Source organism: Vibrio sp. MMG023 (genome assembly GCF_021654215.1).
Lineage (GTDB): Bacteria > Pseudomonadota > Gammaproteobacteria > Enterobacterales > Vibrionaceae > Vibrio > Vibrio jasicida.
In genome coordinates this window covers 253,491-278,605 of sequence record NZ_JAKFZP010000003.1, presented here as the reverse complement: position 1 = coordinate 278,605, position 25,115 = coordinate 253,491, and the positions used below count along the sequence as shown (strand labels likewise).

Here is a 25,115-nt window from a genome sequence, read left to right as displayed (position 1 = left end):
GCGTCAGATTTGTTGTTTGAATACTCAGACAAAACTGCCAGATAGAAAAAACCAGAGGCAAACCTCTGGTTTTTCCCGTTTGTTTAAATGCCAACTAACCGTTGTGCTTAAAGCATCTTACGCGCTGCTTCTACTACAACTTTAATTGAGCGAGCTTCCGTTTCTTTCAGCGTTGCATGATCTGGAATCTCTTTTTGTGTACGGTTGATGATAACACCCGCCACACAACCTGCTTTCAAGCCAGAGCTTGCACACATGGTTAGCAGTGTTGCTGACTCCATTTCGAAGTTCAGAACGCCCATGTCTTGCCACTCTTGCATAGAACCTTGGAAACGCTTAACAACACGACCAGAGAACGTGTCGTAACGCTCTTGACCAGGGTAGAAAGTGTCACTTGAAGCAGTCACACCCATATGAACGGTTGCACCAGACTCTTCAACAGCAGCTTTCATTGCTGTTGCGATTTCGAAGTCTGCTACTGCTGGGAACTCCATTGGAGCAAAGTGTAGGCTCGCGCCGTCTAGACGAACAGAACCTGTAGTAACGATCATATCACCTACGTTTACGTGTGGCTGGATTGCACCAGTAGTACCAACACGTAGGAAAGTGCGAACGCCAAGCTGCGCTAGTTCTTCTACTGCGATAGACGTAGATGGACCGCCGATACCTGTAGAACAAACCACAACAGGTTTACCGTCTAGCTCTGCACGGTATAGCGTGTATTCACGGTGACTTGCTAGAAATACTGGGTTTTCCATTTCTTCTGCGATTTTTTGTACGCGTGCAGGATCGCCTGGAATGATTGCTAGAGTCGCACCATTAAGATCCGCTTCAGTAACACCTAAATGGAATACAGCTTGAGACATAAGTCGCTCCTTGTTGTGGCTTATTTTGTAAGCAATAAGCTCATTAGTAAGTTGTTGGGTACAGATGCACTGTAGCGAACCTTTTACCAACATAGAGTGATCATAATCACAATGAAACAATGTAATAAACTTACACTTTCAAATAAAAACGGTTTTGATCACACTTTGAAAGCCATGAAACTATTGTGTTGCATAATAAACAGTGACTCTTCAATCAAATCATTCAGGAAAATGATTTCAATCATACAAATACAAAAGCCCGAGGCGAATCCACCTCGGGCTAATAATTAATCGATTAGATCGTGAAATTACTTGACTTGTTTGGACTCGAATCGAAGCAATCTCAAAGCATTTAGAGTCACCAAGGCCGTAGCACCACTGTCAGCAAGTACCGCAACCCATAGGCCTGTAATACCTAACAAACTAGTCACTAAGAACACCCCTTTTAAACCCAAAGCCAAAGCAACGTTCTGACGAATGTTATTTAATGTTGCGCGTGATAGCTCAATCATGGCTGGCAGTTCCACCAAGCGGTTGTGAGTCAGCGCAGCATCTGCAGTCTCTAAGGCAACGTCTGTACCGCCTCCCATGGCAATACCAATGCTGGATGCTTTCATTGCTGGGGCATCATTAATACCGTCACCGACCATTGCAACCGTATGCTGCGCAGAAATTTCTTCGACGTAATGGACTTTGTCGGCAGGCAGTAAACTCGCCTTGTAATCGAGACCAATTTGGTTCGCAATCGCTTCAGCACTGCGTGGGTTATCACCGGTTAACATCACAGATGAAATACCCAGTTGCTTCAAAGCCGCAACCGCTTGCTGAGCATCTTGACGTAACGTATCTTGCCACGCAATCAGACCAATAACTTGAGAGTCATGGCGAGCAACAACCACTGTTTTACCCTGCCCTTCAAGCTCAAGTACACGATCTTCGACTTCTTTATTCAACTTGAATTCGGCTTTAGAAGGTGCAATCACTTGAACCACTTTGCCATCGACTAAGCCAGTCACACCAGAACCTACCTGCGCAGTTTTGTCTGTGGCTTCCGGAATCATCACGCCTTGGTCTTGAGCTTTGTTCACCAGTGAAATCGCTAGCGGATGGCTTGAACCGATTTCAATCGATGCTGTTAGGCTCAATAGCTGCTCATCAGTCACACCTATCGCAACCACATCGGTCACTTGAGGTTTACCTTGTGTCAATGTACCTGTTTTGTCGAACGCAACAGACTCAACACGTCCCAACAGTTCCAATGCTGCACCACCTTTGATGAGGGCGCCTCGTTTTGCTGCCGCTGCTAAACCAGAAGTAATTGCCGCAGGTGTCGAGATAACTAACGCACATGGACAAGCAATCAATAGTAACGCTAAGCCTCGGTATACCCATGTTTCCCAAGGCTGAGCAAACAGCAATGGTGGTGTGATAATGACAAGTAGCGATACCAACATCATCAAAGGAGTGTACCAACGGCTAAACTTATCTAAGAAGCGTTCTAGTGGAGCTTTGCGTGATTCCGCTTCTTCGATCAAATGAAGAATTCGGTCAATCGCGTTTTCACCTTGGCGAGACGTCACTTGAATTTGCACGACTTTGTCGACAACCACAGCGCCAGCCATGATTTTCCCACCTTCAATGTGTTCAACTGGTAGCGATTCACCGGTAAGAGCACTTTCATCAAAGCTTGCGGCTTGATTGATAAGAACACCGTCAGCAGGCATACGCCCCCCCGGTGCCACTTCAATCACGTCACCCGGCTGAAGTTGAGAAGCAGGGACTTCTTTACGCTCTCCGTTCACAATCAAAGTCGTGTTTTCTGGCACCAAATCCATCAGAGCCTGAACACCGCTACGAGCACGGGAGGATGCATATGCTTCTAACTTTTCACCAATAAGGAAAAGCAATAGCACCATCGCAGCTTCTGCGGTTTCACCAAGATACAGCGCACCTAAAGCCGCCACACTCATGAGCGTCTCGATAGCAAAGGGCGTACCACTGCGTGCGAGTTTGAAAGCTTTCATTGCCACTGGGTATAGACCCAACAAACAGGTCAAGGTAAACAACCACGTGCTCAGCATCGGATTAACGTCCGAAATAAGACCGGCAAATGCCATCGCACCTGCAATAGAAAGTATCTGAGCATTGTCTTTGATGATACCTAACCAACCCTTCTTCTCAGCTTTTGGCTTTGGAGCATCGGTCGAAGACAGTGGGAATCCTGTTTGTTGTGAGATTTGTTCAATCACAGGCGCAAGAGCGCGATTGTCAAAATCAACCACCAGCTTTTCCGTCGCAAACAAGACTTTGGCCTTGAGTACACCGTCTATAGAAGAAACGGCTTTTTCAAGCTTTTGGGCACAGGCAGGGCAATCCATGCCAGACACCAACCAGCTATGGCGAATGGAGGTTTCTATGGGTTCGGCAGGGCCTTCTTCATCAGCAGGGTCATTACTACAACCACCACTGCTGCTGCAACATGACTCTTCTGAAGCCATAACACTGGCTTGAGTGATATTTAAGGTTGGTTTTGTTGGTGCGGAACAAGACTCCGTAGCACCTATTGCCACCGCAGATTTGATTTTGCCTGATTGGCAACCTTGATGTTTATTACACATAATTCACTTTCCTTATTGGTGATAAGTCTTTATCTACCGTAAAGAATAAACCTTGGAGCTTACTCCAAGGTCAAGAGTGTTTATGTGAAATTATTAAAATTTACGCTTTTTCTTCTTCTAAGGCGGTGACGACTTCATCGATCAAAACCGCATCGTGAGAACAGAAAGGCTGAGTATTTACGCACGTTATCGCAGGGTCGTCTTCCACCAAGTCTTCGCCAAAGTTTTGCATCAGATCTTTAATGTGTTTATTTAGCACAACCAATGCCAGCAAGCCGAACACGATGGTACCGACCGCTTGTCCATAGAGCACACCAAGCGCGCCATACCATTGCGCCCCAAAGTACACAAAAGGTAAGGTACCAATCGTCGCTTTACCTAAATTCAATGCTGTCGAGTAAAGTGGCTTACCAAGGTTGTTAAACGAGGTATTTGCCACAAACAGAGTGCCATTGAACACAAAGCTGATTGCCACATAAGTGCAGAAGGCCATTACAATGATTGCAGCATCACCAGTAAGGCTAAACATCGCAACAATGTAGTCTTGCAATAGATACAGTACAACGCACACCGAAAGTGTATAAATCGTGGTGACTAACAACGAGTCCGTCAGCGTTTTTTTCACGCGATCCATTCGCTCTGCACCAAAGTTTTGTCCAATAATCGGCCCTACCGCACCTGATAAAGCAAAAATCACAGCAAAACAGACTGGCGTCAAACGTCCAATAACGGCAAAACCAGCCACAAAGTCTTCCCCAAAATGCGCAATGTGCGTCGTTACAATAGCGTTCCCAACAGGGGTTGCGGTATTAGTAATGATAGCGGGCACAGCAATGGCTAGAATTGGCTTAAGGTTGTTTTTGAGGATGCTGTAATCCGGGAATGAAACCAACTTGTGCACTTTCACTAATGGATAGAGCGAGAAAGCCAATACGGTAAATCGAGCAATAACCGACGCAGCTGCAGCCCCTTCAACATTCCATTTGAAGACAAAAATAAACAGAGGATCAAGAATAGCGTTAACAATGCCTCCCGCTAGAGTGGCCCACATGGAACGTTTAGCATCTCCCGCCGCACGCAAACCTGCGCCTGCTGACATGCCTAAGGCGAGAATAGGAGCACTTGGAAGTAGAATATTAAGGTAAGCTTCGGCTCTTTCAGCGGCAACGCCCTCTGCACCAATCGCAGCCAAGAGCTCGGGAATGTGCATGTACATGCCAATAGTGATAACCAAGCTGATCATAAAGGCAGTGAGCATGATACTGCCGCTCATCAACCTCGCTCGGTCAAAGTCCTTTGCACCAATAGACTTAGAGACCAGTGCTCCCATCGCGATTGACGTGCCAATCGATGCTGACGTTGAGAAAAAGATCAATGTCCCAGCAAAACCAACGGCAGCCGCTAATTCAACTTGCCCCAACATACTGATAAACAACATATCGAGTAAATCGACGACGAACAACGCCATCAAACCAACTGAACCTGCGCCAGACATCACTAAGATGTGGCGCATGGTAGAACCTTGGACAAACTTCGCGTCTTGCGTGGACATATTCTTCCTCAACGACAAAAAGACGCCGAGGCGTCTTTTGTCTGAACTTTTATTATTTTGGCTTTAAACAGGATGTTTGAAACATTCGTTTAGCGTCTTCCCGATAGCCCTCAATACATCACGGCGAGTAATTACACCGACGAGCTTATCTTTATCATCCACCACTGGGTACATTTTCGGTTTCCCCACCTTCATCATATCTGCTAGTTCGATGATGGACATTTCTGGTGACACAGACAGTGCATCTTCGTGCATGCACTCTTCTACTGTGTGGGTATCCTGACAGTGGTAACTGGCTTTAACGAGTTTGTCTAAAAGGTCTTGTTCAGAAAGGAATCCAATGACTTTCTCGTTTTCGTCGATAACGGGACCACCTAGAGTAACACTTTGCATCACCTTATCCAAAGCCGCTGTGAGCGACATGTTTTTGGTGAAAGTCACCGCTTGCAACGTCATGTAATCTTTTACTTTTAGTGAGTGCATTCTTATCTCCTTAGCGGCACATTTTTGCTGCCTTTAAGATAAGTGTCGTCTAATTTCTTGATTTTACTAAATGGAAAATGGCAATTTTATTTATAGGCGTTGTCTATTAATAACAGTCACAATAGATTCATAAGATAGAGCAATGAAAGATCAGTTGCATATTTATGTTGTACTCCACCCGCACGGAAAGATCTGACAGAATGCGATGAAATAAGGAACAAACTGAAAACAAACAGGCTTAAACTCGGAAAAGAAAAAGGGGTTAGGTTAATTAGCTATGCATCACGCACAAAAAAGCCAGCCTCAAATTGGGCTGGCTTTCGACAAACTATTATCTGCTGAAATTATGCATTTTGCATTATTTCAACGATATCACGAGCAACCGCTTCGGCGACTTTAATTCCATCAATACCCGCAGAAAGAATACCCCCTGCGTAACCTGCACCTTCGCCCGCTGGGAAGAAACCTTTCAGATTAATACTTTGGAAGTCTTTACCACGCTTGATGCAAACTGGAGAAGACGTACGCGTCTCAACACCAGTCAGTAGACCGTCTTCAGAAGCAAAGCCTTTGATCTTACGATCGAATGCTGGAATCGCTTCACGAATCGCTTCGATTGCAAACGGTGGAAGCGCCTTAGAAAGATCAGTCAGTTTGATGCCAGGTGTAAACGATGGTTCAACATCACCCAACGCACTTGGATCGCGACCTTTCAGGAAGTCACCAATTTTCTGTGCTGGTGCGTCGTAGTTCTCACCGCCGAGTGTGTAAGCGCCCGATTCTAGTTCACGTTGGAAACGGATACCCGCCAGAGGATCACCCGGGTAGTCAACTTCTGGAGAGATGCCCACTACGATTGCGCTGTTCGCGTTACGCTCTGCACGTGAATATTGGCTCATACCGTTTGTTACTACACGACCTTCTTCAGAAGTTGCAGCAACAACAGTACCGCCAGGACACATACAGAAGCTATAAACCGTACGACCATTCTTACAATGGTGAACCAGTTTGTAGTCCGCTGCACCAAGAATTGGGTGACCTGCACTTGGACCAAAACGCGCTTCGTCGATCATCGCTTGTTTATGTTCGATACGGAAACCAACAGAGAATGGCTTCGCTTCCATGTAAACGCCACGGTCATGCAGCATTTCGAAAGTATCACGAGCACTGTGACCAACTGCCAGAACAACGTGACGAGATTTGATCTCCTCACCGTTTGATAGCGTTACGCCTGTGATTTGACCATCTTCCATATGCACATCATCAACACGAGTGCTGAAGCGGATCTCACCACCTAGTTCGATGATTTTCGCGCGCATCTTCTCGATCATAGTTACCAGTTTAAAGGTACCGATGTGCGGCTTACTTACGTATAGAATTTCTTCTGGTGCGCCAGCTGCAACAAACTCAGTGATCACTTTACGACCGTAGAAATTTGGATCTTTCACTTGGCTGTAAAGCTTACCGTCAGAGAAAGTACCTGCGCCGCCCTCACCAAACTGTACGTTTGATTCTGGGTTTAGTGTGCGTTTACGCCAAAAGCCGAACGTGTCTTTAGTACGCTCACGCACTTCTTTACCACGCTCAACGATGATTGGGTTAAAACCCATTTGAGCCAAAACCAAACCCGCAAACAGACCACAAGGACCGAAACCGATCACCACTGGGCGCTCAGTTAGGTTCTCAGGTGCTTTCGCAACAAATTTGTATTCCATATCTGGTGTTTGGCGAACGTGCGGATCTTTTTCGAATTTCGCTAGCAACGCTTCTTCATCACCTTCAACGATGATGTCTAGCGTGTAGATAAGATGAATATTAGTTTTCTTACGAGCATCGTAGCCGCGTCTAAAGACATTAAAAGAGATAACTTTCTCAGCAGCAATGCCAAGCTTTTTAGTAATCGCGTCCAATAGCGCGCCTTCCTCGTGATCAAGAGGAAGTTTAATTTCATTAATACGAATCATGTGATGTCTCGTTATGGTAGGTGTCTTAGCCAGAACTGCTATTTTTTCCTCGTTAATATCAAGGGTGAAAAAGCAGTCAGCTCACAATGGCGCGCATTTTACGAGAAATTGAATTGTCTGTCATACTAAATCCAAGTTGCGCGGCGGAATTAACGTAGCGAATGTTGAATTTTGCCTTGGGATGAGTATTATCCCCATTCTTCAATTTTGACTAACTTAAGAGCTGATTATCATGGCGTTTGTCGTAACCGATAACTGTATCCAATGTAAATACACTGACTGTGTCGCGGTATGCCCTGCTGATGCCTTCCACGAAGGCCCAAACTTTATGGTAATCAACCCGATTGAGTGCATCGACTGTGGTTTGTGCGTGGACGAATGTGCCGCAGCCGCTATCTTCCAAGAAGACGAGCTGCCAGAAGATCAAGTGATCTACAAGGAGCTCAACGCAGAACTTGCAGAAATCTGGCCGGTACAAACTGAAGTCAAGCCAGCAATGGATGAAGCGGAAAAGTGGAACGGCGTGCCAAACAAATTGGACATGCTAGAAAAATAAGCGCATTAAAACGAAAAAAGCGTAATGAACCTCAACTTGAAAAAGTCTGGCTCGTTACGCTTTTTTTGTATCTATGATTCGCTGCTGCGATTAGCTGTGTTGACGACGCATGTTGTCCAGAATAATACCTGTCGCCATTGCCACGTTTAGCGACTCTGCACCACCAAACGCTGGAATGGTAATCTTGTCGGTCACAAACTTCGATGCCGCTTCACGCACACCGTGAGATTCACTGCCCATCAACAAAATGCCTTCTGCTGAGAATTCCGTCTTGTGCACACTCTCGCCTTCAAGGAAAGCGCCATACACTGGCAAATTTGCCTCTTCTAGGTAGCTTGGTAAATCCACTAGGCTCACTTGCACGCGACCAAAGCTGCCCATGGTTGCACTGATGGTTTTTGGGTTGTATGGATCGGCACAATCTGTACTCGCGATGATGTGCTTGATACCGTACCAATCCGCTATGCGAATGATCGTACCTAGGTTGCCCGGATCAGAAACGCCATCCAATGCGATCATCAAGCCTTTTGCCTGAGGCACTGTTACGTTTGGAATTTCAACCACAGCAATGGCTGCATTGTTGCTCACCAGCGTACTTGCTTTAGTTAAGTCATCTAGTGACGCTTCAATACACTCGAAGCCATTTAGTTCTTGGTTGTGCTGCTCTAGAAACTCAGCAGTCGCAAAAATCTGCTTTACCATGAGTGAGCTGTTCGCCAATTCCAGTACGTTCTTTTCACCTTGAACCAGAAATAAGCCGTGCGCTTTACGCTGCTTCTTTTGACCTAAAGCACGCAGCAGTTTTAGTTGGTTTTTTGAAATCATGAAAATATCCCAGATGAAAGTTGGTGAAGTACCAGATGAAAACGGGGGGGATTATAGAGTAAACCTTCGCACAGCTAAAGAGATGCCTTGCTTGAGAGAAAAGAAAAGCCCGCCAAGCTATCACTCTCGGCGGGCTTTAGGTATCTGTCGCTTCCCTATGCTGAAAGAATCGACACCACCATTCTTAAACGACTTTGGTTTTCGTCATCTCTTTAATGCCAGACAAAATGAATGTCGGCAGTGAAGACACAAGAATCACACCAAATAGGTGACCAGCACTTAGTGCCTCTGTGTTAAAGATCAGCTGACCGAGACCAGTATAAATAACACCAAGGGACAGCGTTGCCGAGACCGCTACAGCACCCAACAGGTATTTGTTGGTGAATGGATTCTTGCGGTATAGCGAACTAAAACTGCGCGAATCGAACAAGTGCCATAACTGCGCAAAAATCAGCATTGCGAATGCCATTGTCTGTGCATACTGCGCACTTTGACCACTGCTCAGTGCCCAGTTGAACGCCAAGTAGCTCATTCCGCCCAATGCCAAACCACGCGTCACAATACGTGTACCCAGATGGTCGCTGAAGAAGCTTTCGTTACGCTTACGCGGCTTACGCTCCATCAGATCTTTCTCTTCAGGTTCTACACCCAATGCCAGCGCTGGCAGACCATCTGAGACTAGGTTGATCCATAGAATCATTAGCGGCGTAAGTGGCAGAATCGCCTCTGGGCCCATCATCAAGAAAGCAAACAAGATAACCGATACTTCACCCACGTTTGCCGTCAGGGCTTGGCGAATAAACTTACGCAAGTTATCGAAGATCTGACGACCTTGGCGCACGGCTTTAACGATCGTGCTGAAGTTGTCATCCAGTAGAATCAAATCGCCCGAATCTTTGGCTACCGATGTACCGGTGATACCCATTGCAACACCGATGTCCGCACGACGAAGAGCTGGCGCGTCGTTCACGCCGTCACCTGTCATCGCTGCCACTTCATTGTTGTGTTGCTGAGCCTGAACAATTCGCAGCTTGTGTTCTGGTGTTACACGAGCAAAGACGGCAACTTCCGGACAGATTTTACGTAGTGCCTCATCATCCATCTCATCCAGTTGTGCGCCCGTAATAACCAAGTCTTTTTCACTGCGGATAATGCCTATTTCGCGTGCAATTGCCGCTGCAGTAAGTGCGTGATCACCAGTGATCATCACCGTGCGAACGCCTGCGTTGTAACAGCTTTCTACTGCGTCGCGAACTTCTGGACGTGGTGGATCCATAATTCCGTACAAACCAAGCACGGTCACATCTTTCTCTAGCTCAGCAGGCTCACGCTTGAGATCCTCTTCTGTCAGCTCTTTATAACCTACTGCCAAAGTGCGAAGCGCTTGCTCTGCAAAGTCCTGAATTGCCGCTTCGTAGTTCGCAATCACCTCTTCTGCTGGACTTGCTGCTAACGCTAAGCTGCCTGTGGACATGGTTGGTGCTGTAGGTAGCTCACCACCGTCGACCATAAAGCCAGAAGCATTGCGCAACACCACATCTGGCGCACCTTTAATAGCAAGGAAGTGCTTACCATCCGGTCCTTTGACAATCACTGACGCCATCTTACGAGCAGAATCAAACGGGAACTTCTCAACGATAGAGTAACCGCCTGTCGATAGCATGTCTGATTGCTCCAGACCCGCTTTTGCCGCTGCAACAATCAATGCGCCTTCGGTTGGGTTACCACGCACAGACGAGTTATCACCATTTTTGATGTACTCCGCATCATTACACAGGGTCGCAACCACTAAGCCTTTCATCATCTCTGGGCTTTGCTTTGCATCAACCGTGTGGCCTAGAGGTTTGAATTCACCTTCAGGGCTAAAGCCTTTGCCTGACACTTCCCAGTAACGACCACTTGCGTCGTACGCTTTCATTACCTGCATTTGGTTTTGTGTCAGCGTACCGGTTTTATCTGAACAGATAACCGTGGTTGAACCCAGCGTCTCAATTGCAGAAAGCTGCTTCGCCAATGCGTTGTTCTTCACCATGCGCGTTGAGCCCATCGTCAAAACAATTGAGATAACTGTTGGCAGACCTTCTGGAATCGCCGCTACCGACAACGAAATACCCGTATTCAGGATTTCCAACCAAGGCATACCGTGGTAAAGACCGATACCACAAACCACAGCCACCACACCCAAAGCCGCAACCATCAAGGTTTTTGCGATGGTATCCATACGCTCTTGCATTGGTGTTTTGGTTTCTTCGGTGTTTGCCATCATGTCCGCGATGTGACCAACTTCTGTCTTCATGCCAGTGCTGACAACCACACCTAAGCCTGTACCAGTGGTCACAATCGTGGTCATAAAGCCCATATTACGCTGATCACCAAGGCCGACGGTTTCGTCTTCAATCACCTTAACGATTTTATCAACCGGCTCAGACTCACCAGTAAGCGCGGCTTCATCTACCGCAAGACGGTTCGCTTCAATGATGCGCACGTCCGCAGCAAGGATATCGCCCGTATTAATCTTTAGAATGTCACCCGGCACAATGTCACGTGCCAACACATCGATCCATTCGCCATTGCGACGAACTTGAGCCGTTGGGGCTGCCATTTCGCGCAGCGCTTCCATGCCCTTCTGAGCTTTAAACTCTTGCCAAAATGCGATGATGGCATTGATGAAGATGATCACAGTGATGGCAATCGCATCCACAAGGTGACCAGTAAAGAAGGAAACAATCGCACCAATACCCAGAATGAAGATCAATGGGTTCTTAAATTGGTGTAGGAATAGCTCAAGGGCAGATTTGCCTTCTTGCTCTTGTAGCTCGTTTTTGCCGTGTTCAGCCTGACGCTGCTCTACTTCTTCCGAAGTCAAACCTTGCTCAGTTGATACATTTAATTGAGTCAGTGTTTCTTCAACCGACTCAGTAAACCACTTTTTAGTCATGGGGGTCTCCAAAAAGCATTCAAGCGACATCAGTACAATTTCAAACTGATAAAAAGCATTCGCTGAATAGAATTGAGTTAAATCGCCTCGCTAGTCACCGTTGCACCGTTTATTTTCATTTTGAATATTTATCAAGAATCTATTCAGTGTTATGCCAGCGAGTAAAAATAACCTACCCGAACCGATGAATACTTGTAATTAACTTTCAGATAGGCAGATAGCGAATGCGGACGAATCTTTGACCCCAATCAATCTCAATTTTATTTTGTCATACAAAATATCAATTAAGTGTAAATGAACATGAATAAGACCCCGATTAGACTGAAAAAACACTTCATTTTTCCCGAAAAGTGTAATTTTTCTACAAGATGCTTTTATTAAGAGTGGCTAACAAGCGTGACAAAAATGCAAACTATCCGAAAAGATTTGCAAGGGGAGATAGAAAAATTGCTAATAAAGAATGACCAAATTTAGCTAGTCGAAATGCATCCCGTTCGAGTTATGCAATTAGCATATTTATTCACACTAAAACAAAGGAGAAATCACAAGAGACACGGCCGAATGCTTCATACAAATTTGGTTATGAGTAGCGAGAAGCCACCAGCCAGACTAATAGCCAGTTGAGAGAATGGGATAAGATCTAAGAGAGTGTTTTATAGCGCAGAAACGAAAAAGCCTCGCTGTATAAGCGAGGCTTTTAAAGGGTGGGACCCCAGCCACATCCCGGCACACAAGTCACCCGCTGCGGCTGCTTCCTTCCGGACCTGACCGAGTTCACGAGCTATTGTTGCGAGAGGACCAGGGCCCCATAATTCTGTTTTGAGAGCGTGTCTCAAATGATGTGAGGATTATTCAGTATCGCCTCTCAGATTGCAAGGGCTAAAGCGACGAATTTAACCATTTCACTTCTGTTTGCACAAAACTCGGTCAATTCAGCCTATTAGGTCCCCGCCGGACAGGAATTTCCGTCACAACAATCACGCGACGCCTGCTTACTGGAGTACATGTTCTCATCAGCCAAATGCATGGCTTGCTCCAGACTCACGCTACGCTCACGTTTAGCTGAAACCCCGACAGAGATAGTCACTTCACTCAGTCCATTTAAAGCTTCATCTTTGACATCCAACTGACTGAGCTCCTCCATTGCTCTTTGCAATTGAACTTCGGTTGGGTATCCGAGCAAAATAAATTCATCCCCTCCGATTCGGTAGCTCCTACCCGCCCATACTCGATGTACTTTGAGAGACAGCAATTGCAGTACGCGATCACCAGCTCGGTGTCCGTAGGTATCGTTGATTTGCTTAAACTGATTAATGTCCAGATAAAGAATCGCTAAGTCTTTTGGTACTCCTTGGCGGTACTTCACATGCAGAGCGCGACGATTTCTCAATCCGGTTAAGTTATCGGTATTAGACTGACGATATAAATACAATGTCACCCCAAGTACAAACACCAACACAAAGATAAACACTGCTTGAGTTTGCGTGGCCAAACGTACTTCGTATTCCAATGCAGTTCGCCAATCAGGCCTTAAATCGTATTGCGCGACAATTTTCTCAAGATCGAGCATAGAAATCGCGCGACTGAAATACGGCGCAAGAATTGCTCCGCGCTCGTTCGCCGCCAGCCCAACCGACAGCTCTGATTGGTAGAATTCACCAATCGCATCATCTTGCTCAATGGGGATAAGTTCGCTCAAGCGTAAGAAGTGGTTGAGCATCGCGGTATCCATTGCGATGTAATCAATCTCTCTTGCTAGCAGTGCTTCGAGCATCGCTTGCTGTGAATCAAAACGATTAAGCTCTTTTAACGGCAACATTTGCGTCAAAATTTGATCGAAGAAATCGTCTTTCACTACGCCAATACGTTCGGAGATCAACTGAGAGACATGAGAATAAACGTTGGGTTTGTAGCCAAGACGCTTAACCATCACGGACGTCGGAGAGTAATGAGGCTGCGGGAAATAACTGAATGCTCGTCTTTCTCGGCTGATCGTCAATGGAGCAAGCATATCAAACTCCCCCCGAATAAATTGATGATACATGGATTCCCAACTTTCACTTGGCTGACCAACAATCACGCAATTTAGATCCAGAATATCGCAGCTCCTAAGCACAACATCTGCCGTCATACCCTCTACCGAGCCATCCTCGTTATAGACAACGTAGGGAAAAATAGACTCCAGTTTGATCCTAAACGGCTCATTTAAATCGATAGGAAGCTGTTTTAACGACTCTCGTAACGCGGTCTGACGCAATTCAAATTGGTACAGTGCTACTTGCTCTCGTAATAGCTTTTGCACCGATTCGCTATGAATGAAATCAGCAAAGCGATCAAGCTCGTCCAGATGGGTGCCTTTCGCACTTACGATTGATACCGGCTTTATTGATATGTGATCGTTGAGCAATTTGGCATCAAAGCCTTCAAGCAACATAGGCTTGAGTTGGTTGATGGCATCAACAACGCCATCAACTCGATTTGCTCGTAGCAGCATCAACGCTTCTTCATACCCTTGATAGGGAACCTGAATGACTTCGGGATAGTTTTGTTTGATCAGGTCTTGATAAATAGTGTCTTGGGGAACACCAACAACAGCGGTGTCTTTTAAACTAGTATCACTCACCCCATAGAGGTAAGTGTATTCAATATTGGTCGGACGCGAATAGCTAAACCGCGCTGCTCTCTCATCGGTGTAGGTAATGTTGGCAGCGAAATCACTTTCACCTGTCGCTACCGAATCAAGAATGGCATCGAAACTGGAGTAGTTTACGTATTGGATCGAGACATCAAAGTTTTCTGCTACTGCATCAAACAGGACTCGAGTAACGACATCATCCGCTTCTGTCGCAACTTTATAATAAGAGGGTGTTACGGGCTCTGCTTTGAGACTCAGGCTCAGTAAAAAACAAGCAAAAACCAACAGCCTTTGAACAACTTTAACCATGACTAACGTTTCTAAAATGCCTCTATATCCATAGAGATTAAGATTGAATTTTTATTTTTAAATACACAATAAATATGAAAGGCCGAACATATAACATCCGGCCTATTATTTCATAATCAGATCAGGAGTCTGCCGCACGGGTCACTATTTAGTCAGCGCTCTTACAACTATTTTATAACTCGGCCTGCTCATCACTACTACGTAAGATGTAGTCTGTCATCCATGCTGTACCAAGTAAGCATATCCAAACCACGAAAACAGGGTTTGGCACTTCAATATTCGGACTGACTACCAAAGCGGCAAAACCTACTGTCGGTAACGTCCAACACAGTAATTTACCCCAGCGTATTGAATTTTTAATCTTAGTCAGCGCTTCCATGGACGCTAAAATACCTGTGATACCTAATGCCAAAAGTACCGCATAAGGTAGGCCAGCTATCCACAATGGCAGCAACAATAACAACGACCACCAGCTGTGTTTTTCGGAAGGCCTCCAACTTCTCGCGGCCCACCACATCACCACAACGGACATTGTCTGCAAAACAGTAAGCCATGGTGAACCATCTAACTTACCTGCTTGCTGCGTTACCATAATGCCAACTTGAAGTGTCAATACGATCAAACCTGCGGTGAGCAACACGCCCAATGAGCTGCGTCGAGAAAAAACCACCATGAGCAACGGAAACAGCACTAAGGTACCAATGGATAAGGCGATCGGCTGCATAGACAACGTAACACCATAGACAGTCATCGCGCCCAGTAACACTAGGCCAGCGAAGCCCCCTTGCGGCAAGATCCACAGTGCAGGAATCATCAAAGCAATAACAGGAATGTCACCCTCACTTAAACTAATGGCACGCGCGCACACCACAGCAAGTAGAGTCGTAACAAGAAATTGAAGTGTCGAAAAAATCATAGCGCCTCCTGGCTTCCCCAACCAACTTGGTAATTCAACGGCCAACCTCTTTCGGTTATAACGTCATTGAACGGGTCTAGATTCAAGCTAAGCTTGAGCTTATTTTTGCATTGCTAACCTACTCTTTGAGATCAATGTACAGCTCAGAAAAAAAGGGAACGTAAACGGTGTTATTTTGTGAGCAGTAAGTGATGTTAAGGAGCAAGAACTGATAGCGAAATACAAGTCTTGTGTATTACCATTCCTTGGTAAACAACAATGGACACTGTCAGTATGGACCAATTTTTAATGCAAATCTTTGCTGTAATTCACCAAATTCCCACAGGGCGAGTGTCGACCTACGGTGAAATTGCCAAAATGGCAGGCTATCCGGGCTATGCAAGGCACGTTGGTAAAGCGCTGGGTAACCTACCAGAAGGCAGCAAATTACCTTGGTTCCGAGTCATTAATAGTCAAGGAAAGATTTCGTTAAAAGGCCGAGATCTTGAACGACAAAAGAGCAAGCTAGAAGCAGAAGGCATCGAAGTGTCTGAAGTCGGAAAAGTATCCCTTAGAAAATATAAATGGCAGCCTTAAGCTGCCATTTTTTTATTCGTTTTGTTTGAAGGTAGCGATTAACGCGTACCAACAAGGCGAATGTTCGCTTCGTGCGTTTGTTCTGCATCCGTGATAACTGGAATGCTAGTATCATTAATAAAGCGCAGCTTACCATCAACTTCGATACGAGCACGTAGGCTATAACGATGGTTAGGTTTAATATCGTTGCTGTTGTAGCTCAGTTCAAACGCTAAAGGCACTTGTTTACCTTCTGTTTCGAACGTTTGTTTCGCTAAAACTTTCGCAGGAGCATCCGCTAAAGAAACATCTTCAAGTGCTACCGTTACTACTGCGTGTGGAGGCAGTGCAATACGCTCGCGGTAAGCCACTGTACCTGTAATTGTCTTCATTGACGCCTCAGCCGATTCCATTTCTGTTGTTTGAGAAGTTTGGCAACCCACTAGTGCAGCACCGAATAGTAAAGAAGTAACAAGTAGTAGTGTTTTTTTCATAGTTTCCTCAACGGGTGTATCGATTCGCGCTAAGTATAGAGGGAGAATATTAAACTGTCTGCGTTAAATGGATTCATTTGACAATAGTTTGACTAAGTTAGAAATTACCAAACAGTTGATTTTGTTTCATAATTGAAGCAGTAATAAAAACAAGGTGAGGAGACATCATGAGTAAACCATTAAGAGAATTGCTCAGCCTACTACAACTCGAAAAACTAGAAGAAGGCTTGTTCCGTGGTCAAAGCGAGAACCTAGGTTTACCTCAAGTTTATGGTGGTCAGGTTATTGGACAAGCGTTATCCGCAGCACGTTACACGGTAGAAGACGCACGCACCGTGCATTCATTCCACAGTTACTTCCTATACCCTGGCGATCCTGAAAAGCCGATCATTTACGATGTTGAAAACCTGCGTGATGGCCGCAGCTTCAGTACTCGACGCGTGAAGGCGATTCAGAACGGTCGCCCTATTTTCTACCTTACTGCCTCATACCATGGGGATACGCCTGGGTTTGACCATCAAAACGCGATGCCCGACATTCCGGGGCCAGAAAACTTTCCATCCGAATCGGAACTCGCAAGTCACATTGCTGAGTTTTTGCCAGAAAGGCTGCGCAAAACATTCTGTGGAGAGAAGTCGATAGAGACTCGCCCAGTGAACATCGTCAATCCTCTCAAGCCTAAAAAGACAGAACCGAAGCAATATCTATGGATTCGTGCCAACGGAGAGATGCCAGACAACCAGCTCATTCATCAATATCTATTGGCTTATGCTTCTGATTGGGGCTTTTTAACCACAGCACTGCACCCGCATGAAGTATCGCTGATGACGCCAAACTTCCAAGTGGCGACCATCGACCACTCTATCTGGTTCCACCGTCCATTTAAGATGGATGAATGGTTGCTGTATGCCATCGAAAGCCCAACAGCAAGCAATACGCGTGGGTTGGTTCGTGGTGAGATCTACAACCAACAAGGCCACCTTGTTGCTACCGCAGTTCAAGAAGGCGTGATGCGTTATACCAAGTAGCTTGTTGTAAATTGCAACGGAAGAAGGAGTGCCGAAGCGCTCCTTCCTACTATTCCGAATTATCTTAAATCAAATCACTTAACCACCGTAAATAGGCAACTCCGTCGTGTACTTTATCGGTTCCATTGCAAAAGTTGATGTCACGTTCGACAAACCTTTTACGCTGTTGACGAGCCGCTTGTAAAACTCGTCAAAACACTTCATGTCTTTAACCAATACTTTCATCATATAGTCGTATTCACCCGCCATACGATAAAACTCCATCACTTCAGGGAAATCACTCACTGTGGTAACAAAATGGTGATACCAATCTTCAGAGTGGTCACTGGTCTTTAATTGGACAAAAGCGATGAATGACAAATCAAGTTTTTCTGCATTCAGCAACGCGACTCGCTTTTCTATGTAACCTTCATCTTCTAGCTTCTTCATCCGCTTCCAACAAGGTGTTGTGGTTAAATTCACCCGTTCAGCTAAGTCGTTCAAAGACAAGGTGCCATCGGTTTGAAGTAAAGAAAGTAACGTCTTGTCGATTTTATCTAAGCTCATTCCTATAAAAACCTTACAAAGTAGAATTTTTTTCTATCACTAGTGAATATCAAAACAATAATAGCAAAGTTTTTCTCTACATTTATAGGTAGATTATTCCTATAGACAAAAACAACTACCCTACAAAATTCCGAGGAGACACGTTATGTGTACTGACCACAACTGGATCAACAACGCAGTGCGTAAGATTGAAGCTGATTTCCAACGCTCAGCAGACACTCATCTTTTCAAACTTGATCTCCCTTCTCTTGAAGGCATCGACATCTACCTAAAAGATGAAAGCACACACCCTACAGGCTCATTAAAGCACCGTTTAGCGCGTTCGCTATTCCTTTATGCAATTTGTAACGGCTGGGTTGGTCCAGAAACCACGGTGATCGAAGCATCATCAGGCAGTACAGCGGTTTCTGAAGCGTACTTCGCGCGTCTACTTGGCTTACCGTTTATCGCAGTAATGCCAAAAACCACAGCACGCAAGAAAATTGAACAAATCGAATTCTACGGCGGTAAAGCGCACCTTGTTGACCGTTCAGACCAAATTTATGACGAGTCTCGTCGCCTAGCGAAAGAGCTAAACGGTCACTACATGGACCAATTTACTTACGCAGAGCGCGCAACCGACTGGCGTGGTAACAACAACATTGCGAACTCTATCTTTAGCCAAATGGAGCTAGAAGATCACCCAATCCCAAGTTGGGTTGTGATGAGCCCAGGTACTGGCGGTACATCTGCAACGATTGGTCGCTTTATCCGTTACCAAAAATACGACACAAAACTGTGTGTTGTTGACCCTGAGAACTCAGTATTCTTTGACTACTTCCAGTCTGGTAATGCCGATATCAAAGGTGAAAATGGTAGCAAAATCGAAGGTATCGGTCGCCCACGTGTTGAGCCGAGCTTCATTGCTGGCGTCGTAGACGAAATGCGTAAAATCCCTGATGCAGCAAGCGTGGCGACAGCACATTGGCTATCAGGTCTGATTGGTCGTAAAGTTGGCGCATCGACAGGTACCAACCTGTACGGCGTGTTACAGCTTGCATGTGAGATGAAAAAGCGTGGTGAGAACGGCTCTATCGTTACTTTGCTTTGTGACTCTGGAGAACGCTACCTAGATACTTACTACAACACTGATTGGGTAAAAGAGAACATCGGTGATATCCAACCGTATCTTGCTCAACTTGAGATTATTCAAGCAGAAGGCTGTGTGGAACCCGCATGTTGCGGCCCAATCACTGAGTGATTTTCGCTGAGAATAAAGCAACAGCCCGCTGAAATGAGCGGGCTGTTTTGTATCTGCTTAAATGGTGTCTATTACTTTTTCTGACGCGCTTCAAATGCCGCCAACTGTTCTGGTGTCGCTTTTGGCTGGTGGTTTTGTTTCCATTCATCGTAAGTCATACCATAAACGCGCTCACGAGCATCATCGATGTCGATATCCACACCAAGATCTTCCGCTTCTGCCTTGTACCATTTGCTGAAACAGTTACGACAGAAACCAGCAAGGATCATAAGGTCGATGTTTTGCACGTCTTTGTTTGCATCTAAATGTGCAAGAAGACGACGAAATGTTGCCGCGTCCAGCTTGTCTTGTTCTTCTTGAGTCAGATTTTTGTATTTGAATTCAGCCACTTTACTTTCCTTTTATTTATCTCACAGCTCATAGCAGAGAAATGAGCGAGTTTGATCTGCTTAAAACTTGCGCCATCACAACAAATTTTCTCTCAACATCGCATACTCACCCAAAAGACTGATATGATAACTGCCACTTATCTTATTGATTAAATTAATACTAATTCTAAAAACAGTTCTTCACAAAGGTTATCGCCAAGTTATGAAAAACGCCATTCTAATATTATCGGCACTGACCCTGAGTCTGCCAACTTTCGCAGCTCAAGAGCAAACTCACCAATCCTACTTATACCTAGGCACAGGTAATGTTGGTTTTGACACTCCGAATTTTGGTTCTGATCGCGACAGTGGCTGGTCGACACCTCACATTACGGTTGGCTGGGGTTACCATGTAAACCAATACCTCGCATTTGAAGGGGTACTGCGTTATTCACAAAATGAACTTAAGAATGATGCTCTAAAAACTGACTTAGACCTTCACTATTACCAAGCAGGTATGTCTGCTGTTGTAACGAGTGATAACTTAGGCGATACGCCACTGTCACTATTTGGCCGCGTAACCGCGCTTGGCACTCAAGCTGAAATGTATGTTCCAAACGAACAAAAAGTCACAGACGATTCTGGTGCACTATTCAACATTGGTGCAGGTGTCCATTGGGATATGAGTAAAGATATTTGGCTACGTGCAGAATACATCTACAACGTTGCAGACATGGGCTTTGATGACTTCTACGACAGCTATGAAGGCGTGCAAGTGAGCTTGGGTAAACGCTTCTAATCGAACGCTCCAAGCTGGTTTTAAAACCCAAAATTGGAGACAAAGAAAAGCCGAGGTCATTGCCTCGGCTTTTGTGTTTTAGAGTTTGGTTAAGGGTGCGCGATACGTCCCTTCGTATCATGGCTAAGCGCTTTATTCAGCTCAGCTTCAACATAACCAGGGGAACGCGTCTTCGCAGAGATCAATCGATACATCGCAGGGATAACAAACAGTGTAACTAACGTCGCAAACCCCATACCGAAGAAGATAACGGTACCGACGGCCACACGGCTTTCATAACCAGCTCCTGTTGACATAATCAGCGGAATCGCACCAGCCAACGTCGTAAATGCCGTCATCATGATTGGACGCAGACGGCGAGCTGCCGCATCAGTGATCGCTTTTTCAAACTCGATACCACGGTCACGTAGCTGGTTAGCAAACTCAACGATCAAAATACCGTTTTTGGTTACCATACCGATCAACATAATCATGCCGATTTGGCTGTAGATGTTCATTCCTTGACTCATGACGACCAACCCAAGGAAGCCACCAAATACGCCCATAGGCACGGTGAACATTACCACCAGTGGGTTGACGAAGCTTTCAAACTGCGCTGCCAATACTAGGTATGCAACAAGTAATGCCAAGGCAAATACAACGGCAACACTGGCTTGGTTTTCTTTAAAGTCTTTCGACTCACCAGAGTAACTGACCGAAATATCACCCGGCAGGTTATCAATCGCTTCTTGATCTAAGAAATCTAGCGCCTCACCTAGGGTGTAACCTTCCGATAGGTTAGCAGTAATGGTGATCGACTTCTGTTTGTTGTAGTGGGACAGACGAATTGATGCCGCCACTTCTTCGACTTTAGTAACCGTATCTAGGGTCACTAGCTCACCGCTGTTGGTGCGTAAGTAAATCTGGCTCAAATCAGCCGCGTTATTGAAGCTGTTTTCGTCACCTCGAAGGTAAACATCATATTCTTCACCACGGTCAACGTAAGTGGTTTCACTCTTACCACCAAGCATGATTTCTAGAGTTTCAGAGATGTCTTGTACACTCACACCAAGTTCAGCAGCACGGCGCTTGTCCACTGACACCAAAAGCTCTGGTGTTTTCTCTGAGTAGTCGATTTCCGCACCTTCCATCATTGGTGACTCTTCAGCTGTGTTCTTGAGCATTTCAGCCCAGACCAACAACTCATCGTAATCAGAGCCACCAAGAACAAACTGAACAGGTTCGCTAGAACCACCACGGAAACCCGGCATGAATGGGAAAACACGAACGTCTGGAATACCGGCCAATGACTTACGAACTTGGTTGAGTGCTTCTTGTGCCGTCACATCACGCTCGTTCCAGTCTTCTAAAATCATGATAACGAAGCCAGTTTGGTCACCCGCTTGCCCACCAAATGCTGGTGTTTGAATACTGAATGATTTCAGGAAACCTTGTCCCAACAATGGCATCAAGCGATCTTCTACGATATCCATGTTCGCCGACATTCGGTTGTAGGAAGTCGCATCTGCACCACGAACAAAAGCAAAGATAACCCCTCGGTCTTCTTGTGGCGTTAGCTGTGCAGGCACTTGATTCATCAAACCATAACTGCCTCCCATACACGCAAGGATAACCAAAGGCGCAGCCCAACGAACCTTCAATGCACCACGCAGCGCTTTTCGGTAACCAACCTCTAACTTAGCAAACAATTTATCGACCGCTTGGTTGAATCGATTCGGCTTCACATTCGCTTTTAGTATCTGACTACCGAGCACTGGAGTCAGCGTTAATGCAATTAAAGATGAGAAGATCACTGACATCGCCAACAATACTGAGAACTCAGTAAATAGCAGGCCTACCATGCCATCCATAAAAGAAATCGGCAGGAAGACCATCACCAGAACCAAGGTCGTAGCAACAACGGCAAATCCGACTTCTCTTGTGCCTTTATAAGCCGCCAGCAGTGGTGACTCGCCGCGCTCAATATGGTGGAAGATGTTCTCTACAACAACAATCGCATCATCCACAACTAGACCGATAGATAGGATAAGCGCCATCAGGGTGATTAGGTTGATAGAGAAGCCGAAGTAGTAAGCCGCAATGAATGAAGAAATCAGTGAGACTGGTACCGTCACCGCAGGAATCAATGTTGCGCGCGCCTGACCGATAAAAATATAGAGGACTAAAATAACCAGACCACCCGTAATAAAGAGCGTGCTGTATACCTCATCAATCGAGCGTTCAATAAATACTGTGGCATCATAGTCTATGGCCAGACGAGTACCGTCCGGTAAGAACTTCTGAATCTTATCTACTTCTGAACGCACCGCTTGTGCCACTTCTAGTGGGTTAGCGTCTGATTGCGGAACGACGCCTAAGCTAATGTTGACTACACCATCACTCTTAAAGGTTGAGTTTTCGTTTTCCGCACCAATGAATACGTCTGCCACATCTTTCAAATAAATAGGCGTGTTATCGCTAGCACGTTTCACAACAAGATATTGAAAGTCTTCTGGCGTATTGTACGTACGTGCTGTACGAACTGACATGACGGTTGAATCGTTACGAACCTCACCTCCTGGACTTTCCAAGTTTTCACTTCGTAATGCTGTCGTGATATCAGATGCAGTAACCGAGCGACCAGCCATCAGATCTGGTTTAAGCTTCACGTACATCACTTTGTATAAACCACCGGACAAGTCGATCGAACTGACGCCCGATATCAGACTAAAGCGGTCCATAAGTACGCGCTCGGCATAATCCGTTAGCTGGGTACGGTCCATCTCTGATGAACTGAGGTTAATATAGAGGGAGGCTTCACCAGAACCATTATTCTTGTAAACAACGGGATCGTCAGCTTCATCTGGCAGCGAACGTTGAGCGCGAGCAACGGCATCGCGAACATCACTCACGCCGGTGTTTAAGTCATAACCCAGCTCAAATGTAATGGTGATACGCGACATACTGTTGCGCGTCGTCGAGCTAATTTCGTCGATACCACTGATACCAGAAAGCTGGTCTTCCAATACCGACGTTATTTGGCTCTCGATGATGGTGGCAGAGGCGCCTTCATAACGTGTGCTGATCGAAACCACTGGGCTTTCGATGTCTGGCATTTCACGGACTGCAAGTTTAGTAAACGACACAAAGCCGAATACACACAGCAGCATACTCAATACCAGCGCAGCGACAGGGCGCTTTACGGAAACGTCAGAAAGTAACATTAGTTCGCTTCCTTAGCCGCTTTGCCTTCTGCATCTGCAGCATGTGCACTTTTCGATTGAGTTGGCGCGACAATTTCAGCGACTTCAACGCCATCACGCATATTTACGATGCCTTGAACCACTATTTTGTCGCCGATCTCAACACCCGATTCGATCACAACCTCATTATCAACACGCGCTCCTAGGAAGACCTCCTGACGCATTGCTTTATTGTCTTCATCAATCACGTATACAAAACGCTTAGTACCTGAATACTCAAGTGCTTGAACCGGAATGATTGGCGCTTTAATCGCAGGAAATGCCAACGATGCATTCATCAGCATGCCAGGTTTTAAGTGATTTTCTGGGTTATCAAATTCGATACGAACACGTAAGTTTAAGGTTTCAGCACTAATTCGCGTATCAATACCTGTCACTTTACCCACGAATTCTTGATTATTCCAAGCACTGGTGGTGGCATGCACTTCCATACCGACCGACAACATCGATAGGTAACGTTCAGGAACTTGAAGATCCAATTCCATGACAGAGAGGTCATCAAGCGTCAATAATTCAGAACCAGCGCTGACCATTTTACCTTTGCTAAAATCAATAAAACCAACGGTACCGGCAAAAGGTGCACTAATATGAAGATCCAATAAGTTAGCTTTAGCGGCATCTAGACGCGCTTGTGCAATTTCAACACTCGCCTTTTGCCCATCAATTTCAGTTTGGGTAATCGCATTACGTTTAACCAAACGCTGAAACTCTTTTAACTTACGCTGTTCATCTTTTAGGTATGCTTTTGCCTCTATTAAGGCAGCTTGTGCTTTATCATCGTTAAGTTGAATCAAAAGCTGGTTTTGCTGAACGTTTTGATTAGCGTTAACGGCGATTTGTTTCACCTTGCCAGCGACTTCAGAAGCAACCACTACGGATTCGGCCGCTTCTAACTTGCCGATCAACGACAGAGATTGGTTAATTTCATGCGTTTCTACTTGTTCAGTTACTACCGTAACTGTAGATGGACCACGTTTGGCAGCAAAAGCTACTGGCGAAGCCATTAAAATAGAAAGCGTTAAAACAGATAAAGTGGCTCTCATACTCATAATCTTGACTATTAATCGAATAAACTTATGTCATTAAACTGAATACAGTTTATCAGTAGATACGTCCTCTAACGTCAAGTAGTGTAAATTCAAGTAAAAAGAAGGTTTTCCTTTTGTATAAACGACATACAA

Annotated in this window: 19 protein-coding genes and 1 other RNA gene; 5 read left to right on the top strand and 15 right to left on the bottom strand. The window is 45.5% G+C overall.

What is annotated here, in order from left to right; translation table 11 throughout:
- Window positions 1–107 precede the first annotated feature (107 nt).
- From udp to L1076_RS10950, 5 genes are all read right to left on the bottom strand, one after another.
- Window positions 108–866, bottom strand: a complete 759-nt coding sequence (gene udp, locus L1076_RS10970; protein WP_038866646.1) for a uridine phosphorylase — start codon at window positions 864–866, stop codon at window positions 108–110.
- A 308-nt stretch (window positions 867–1,174) separates the two neighbouring features.
- Window positions 1,175–3,484, bottom strand: coding sequence for a zinc/cadmium/mercury/lead-transporting ATPase (locus L1076_RS10965; RefSeq protein WP_042602651.1), 2,310 nt, complete (start codon window positions 3,482–3,484; stop codon window positions 1,175–1,177).
- A 100-nt stretch (window positions 3,485–3,584) separates the two neighbouring features.
- Window positions 3,585–5,036 (bottom strand): MATE family efflux transporter, encoded by a 1,452-nt coding sequence (locus tag L1076_RS10960; protein WP_237303606.1) that lies wholly within the window; start codon window positions 5,034–5,036, stop codon window positions 3,585–3,587.
- A 63-nt stretch (window positions 5,037–5,099) separates the two neighbouring features.
- A complete protein-coding gene (locus L1076_RS10955) occupies window positions 5,100–5,519 on the bottom strand; it encodes a CBS domain-containing protein (RefSeq protein WP_038866642.1) in 420 nt (139 codons plus the stop codon).
- A gap of 344 nt (window positions 5,520–5,863) precedes the next feature.
- Window positions 5,864–7,483 (bottom strand): NAD(P)/FAD-dependent oxidoreductase, encoded by a 1,620-nt coding sequence (locus tag L1076_RS10950; protein ID WP_237303605.1) that lies wholly within the window; start codon window positions 7,481–7,483, stop codon window positions 5,864–5,866.
- Window positions 7,484–7,715: 232 nt separating this feature from the next.
- Between L1076_RS10950 and fdxA the strand changes: the two genes are divergently transcribed.
- A complete protein-coding gene (fdxA, locus tag L1076_RS10945; RefSeq protein ID WP_005431654.1) occupies window positions 7,716–8,039 on the top strand; it encodes a ferredoxin FdxA in 324 nt (107 codons plus the stop codon).
- Between the two features lie 90 nt (window positions 8,040–8,129).
- Here fdxA and L1076_RS10940 read toward each other — a convergent pair whose 3' ends face one another.
- From L1076_RS10940 to L1076_RS10920, 5 genes are all read right to left on the bottom strand, one after another.
- Window positions 8,130–8,864, bottom strand: a complete 735-nt coding sequence (locus tag L1076_RS10940) for an RNA methyltransferase (protein WP_237303604.1) — start codon at window positions 8,862–8,864, stop codon at window positions 8,130–8,132.
- 184 nt (window positions 8,865–9,048) lie between these two features.
- Window positions 9,049–11,802, bottom strand: a complete 2,754-nt coding sequence (locus tag L1076_RS10935; protein WP_237303603.1) for a cation-transporting P-type ATPase — start codon at window positions 11,800–11,802, stop codon at window positions 9,049–9,051.
- Window positions 11,803–12,509: 707 nt separating this feature from the next.
- Window positions 12,510–12,606: signal recognition particle sRNA small type (gene ffs / locus L1076_RS10930), an RNA gene on the bottom strand.
- A 136-nt stretch (window positions 12,607–12,742) separates the two neighbouring features.
- On the bottom strand, window positions 12,743–14,746 hold the full coding sequence (locus tag L1076_RS10925; RefSeq protein ID WP_042602643.1) for a GGDEF domain-containing protein: 2,004 nt from the start codon (window positions 14,744–14,746) through the stop codon (window positions 12,743–12,745).
- 172 nt (window positions 14,747–14,918) lie between these two features.
- The gene (locus tag L1076_RS10920; RefSeq protein ID WP_038866630.1) at window positions 14,919–15,662 is read right to left on the bottom strand and encodes a hypothetical protein; all 744 of its coding nucleotides are present in this window, start codon (window positions 15,660–15,662) and stop codon (window positions 14,919–14,921) included.
- A gap of 273 nt (window positions 15,663–15,935) precedes the next feature.
- Between L1076_RS10920 and L1076_RS10915 the strand changes: the two genes are divergently transcribed.
- The gene (locus L1076_RS10915) at window positions 15,936–16,238 is read left to right on the top strand and encodes a DNA base-flipping protein (RefSeq protein ID WP_038876030.1); all 303 of its coding nucleotides are present in this window, start codon (window positions 15,936–15,938) and stop codon (window positions 16,236–16,238) included.
- 38 nt (window positions 16,239–16,276) lie between these two features.
- Here the strand turns inward: L1076_RS10915 and L1076_RS10910 are convergent, their stop codons facing one another.
- On the bottom strand, window positions 16,277–16,711 hold the full coding sequence (locus L1076_RS10910) for a YbaY family lipoprotein (RefSeq protein WP_038875861.1): 435 nt from the start codon (window positions 16,709–16,711) through the stop codon (window positions 16,277–16,279).
- A 167-nt stretch (window positions 16,712–16,878) separates the two neighbouring features.
- Here L1076_RS10910 and tesB point away from each other — a divergent pair, with 167 nt between their 5' ends.
- Window positions 16,879–17,739: an acyl-CoA thioesterase II gene (gene tesB, locus L1076_RS10905; protein ID WP_039978202.1), complete on the top strand. Its 861-nt coding sequence runs from the start codon at window positions 16,879–16,881 to the stop codon at window positions 17,737–17,739.
- A gap of 78 nt (window positions 17,740–17,817) precedes the next feature.
- Here tesB and L1076_RS10900 read toward each other — a convergent pair whose 3' ends face one another.
- The gene (locus L1076_RS10900; RefSeq protein ID WP_039978205.1) at window positions 17,818–18,285 is read right to left on the bottom strand and encodes an Lrp/AsnC family transcriptional regulator; all 468 of its coding nucleotides are present in this window, start codon (window positions 18,283–18,285) and stop codon (window positions 17,818–17,820) included.
- 145 nt (window positions 18,286–18,430) lie between these two features.
- Between L1076_RS10900 and L1076_RS10895 the strand changes: the two genes are divergently transcribed.
- Window positions 18,431–19,525, top strand: coding sequence for a PLP-dependent cysteine synthase family protein (locus L1076_RS10895; RefSeq protein ID WP_038866618.1), 1,095 nt, complete (start codon window positions 18,431–18,433; stop codon window positions 19,523–19,525).
- Window positions 19,526–19,596: 71 nt separating this feature from the next.
- On the opposite strand, the gene L1076_RS10890 is transcribed toward L1076_RS10895, so the two are convergent.
- The gene (locus L1076_RS10890; protein ID WP_005431642.1) at window positions 19,597–19,914 is read right to left on the bottom strand and encodes a DUF1244 domain-containing protein; all 318 of its coding nucleotides are present in this window, start codon (window positions 19,912–19,914) and stop codon (window positions 19,597–19,599) included.
- 202 nt (window positions 19,915–20,116) lie between these two features.
- Here L1076_RS10890 and L1076_RS10885 point away from each other — a divergent pair, with 202 nt between their 5' ends.
- Window positions 20,117–20,692: a porin family protein gene (locus L1076_RS10885; protein WP_038866614.1), complete on the top strand. Its 576-nt coding sequence runs from the start codon at window positions 20,117–20,119 to the stop codon at window positions 20,690–20,692.
- A gap of 89 nt (window positions 20,693–20,781) precedes the next feature.
- Here L1076_RS10885 and vmeF read toward each other — a convergent pair whose 3' ends face one another.
- Window positions 20,782–23,895 (bottom strand): multidrug efflux RND transporter permease subunit VmeF, encoded by a 3,114-nt coding sequence (gene vmeF, locus L1076_RS10880; RefSeq protein WP_237303602.1) that lies wholly within the window; start codon window positions 23,893–23,895, stop codon window positions 20,782–20,784.
- Window positions 23,895–24,983: an efflux RND transporter periplasmic adaptor subunit gene (locus L1076_RS10875; protein ID WP_039978329.1), complete on the bottom strand. Its 1,089-nt coding sequence runs from the start codon at window positions 24,981–24,983 to the stop codon at window positions 23,895–23,897. Before L1076_RS10875 ends, vmeF begins: the two co-directional genes overlap by 1 nt.
- Window positions 24,984–25,115 lie beyond the last annotated feature (132 nt).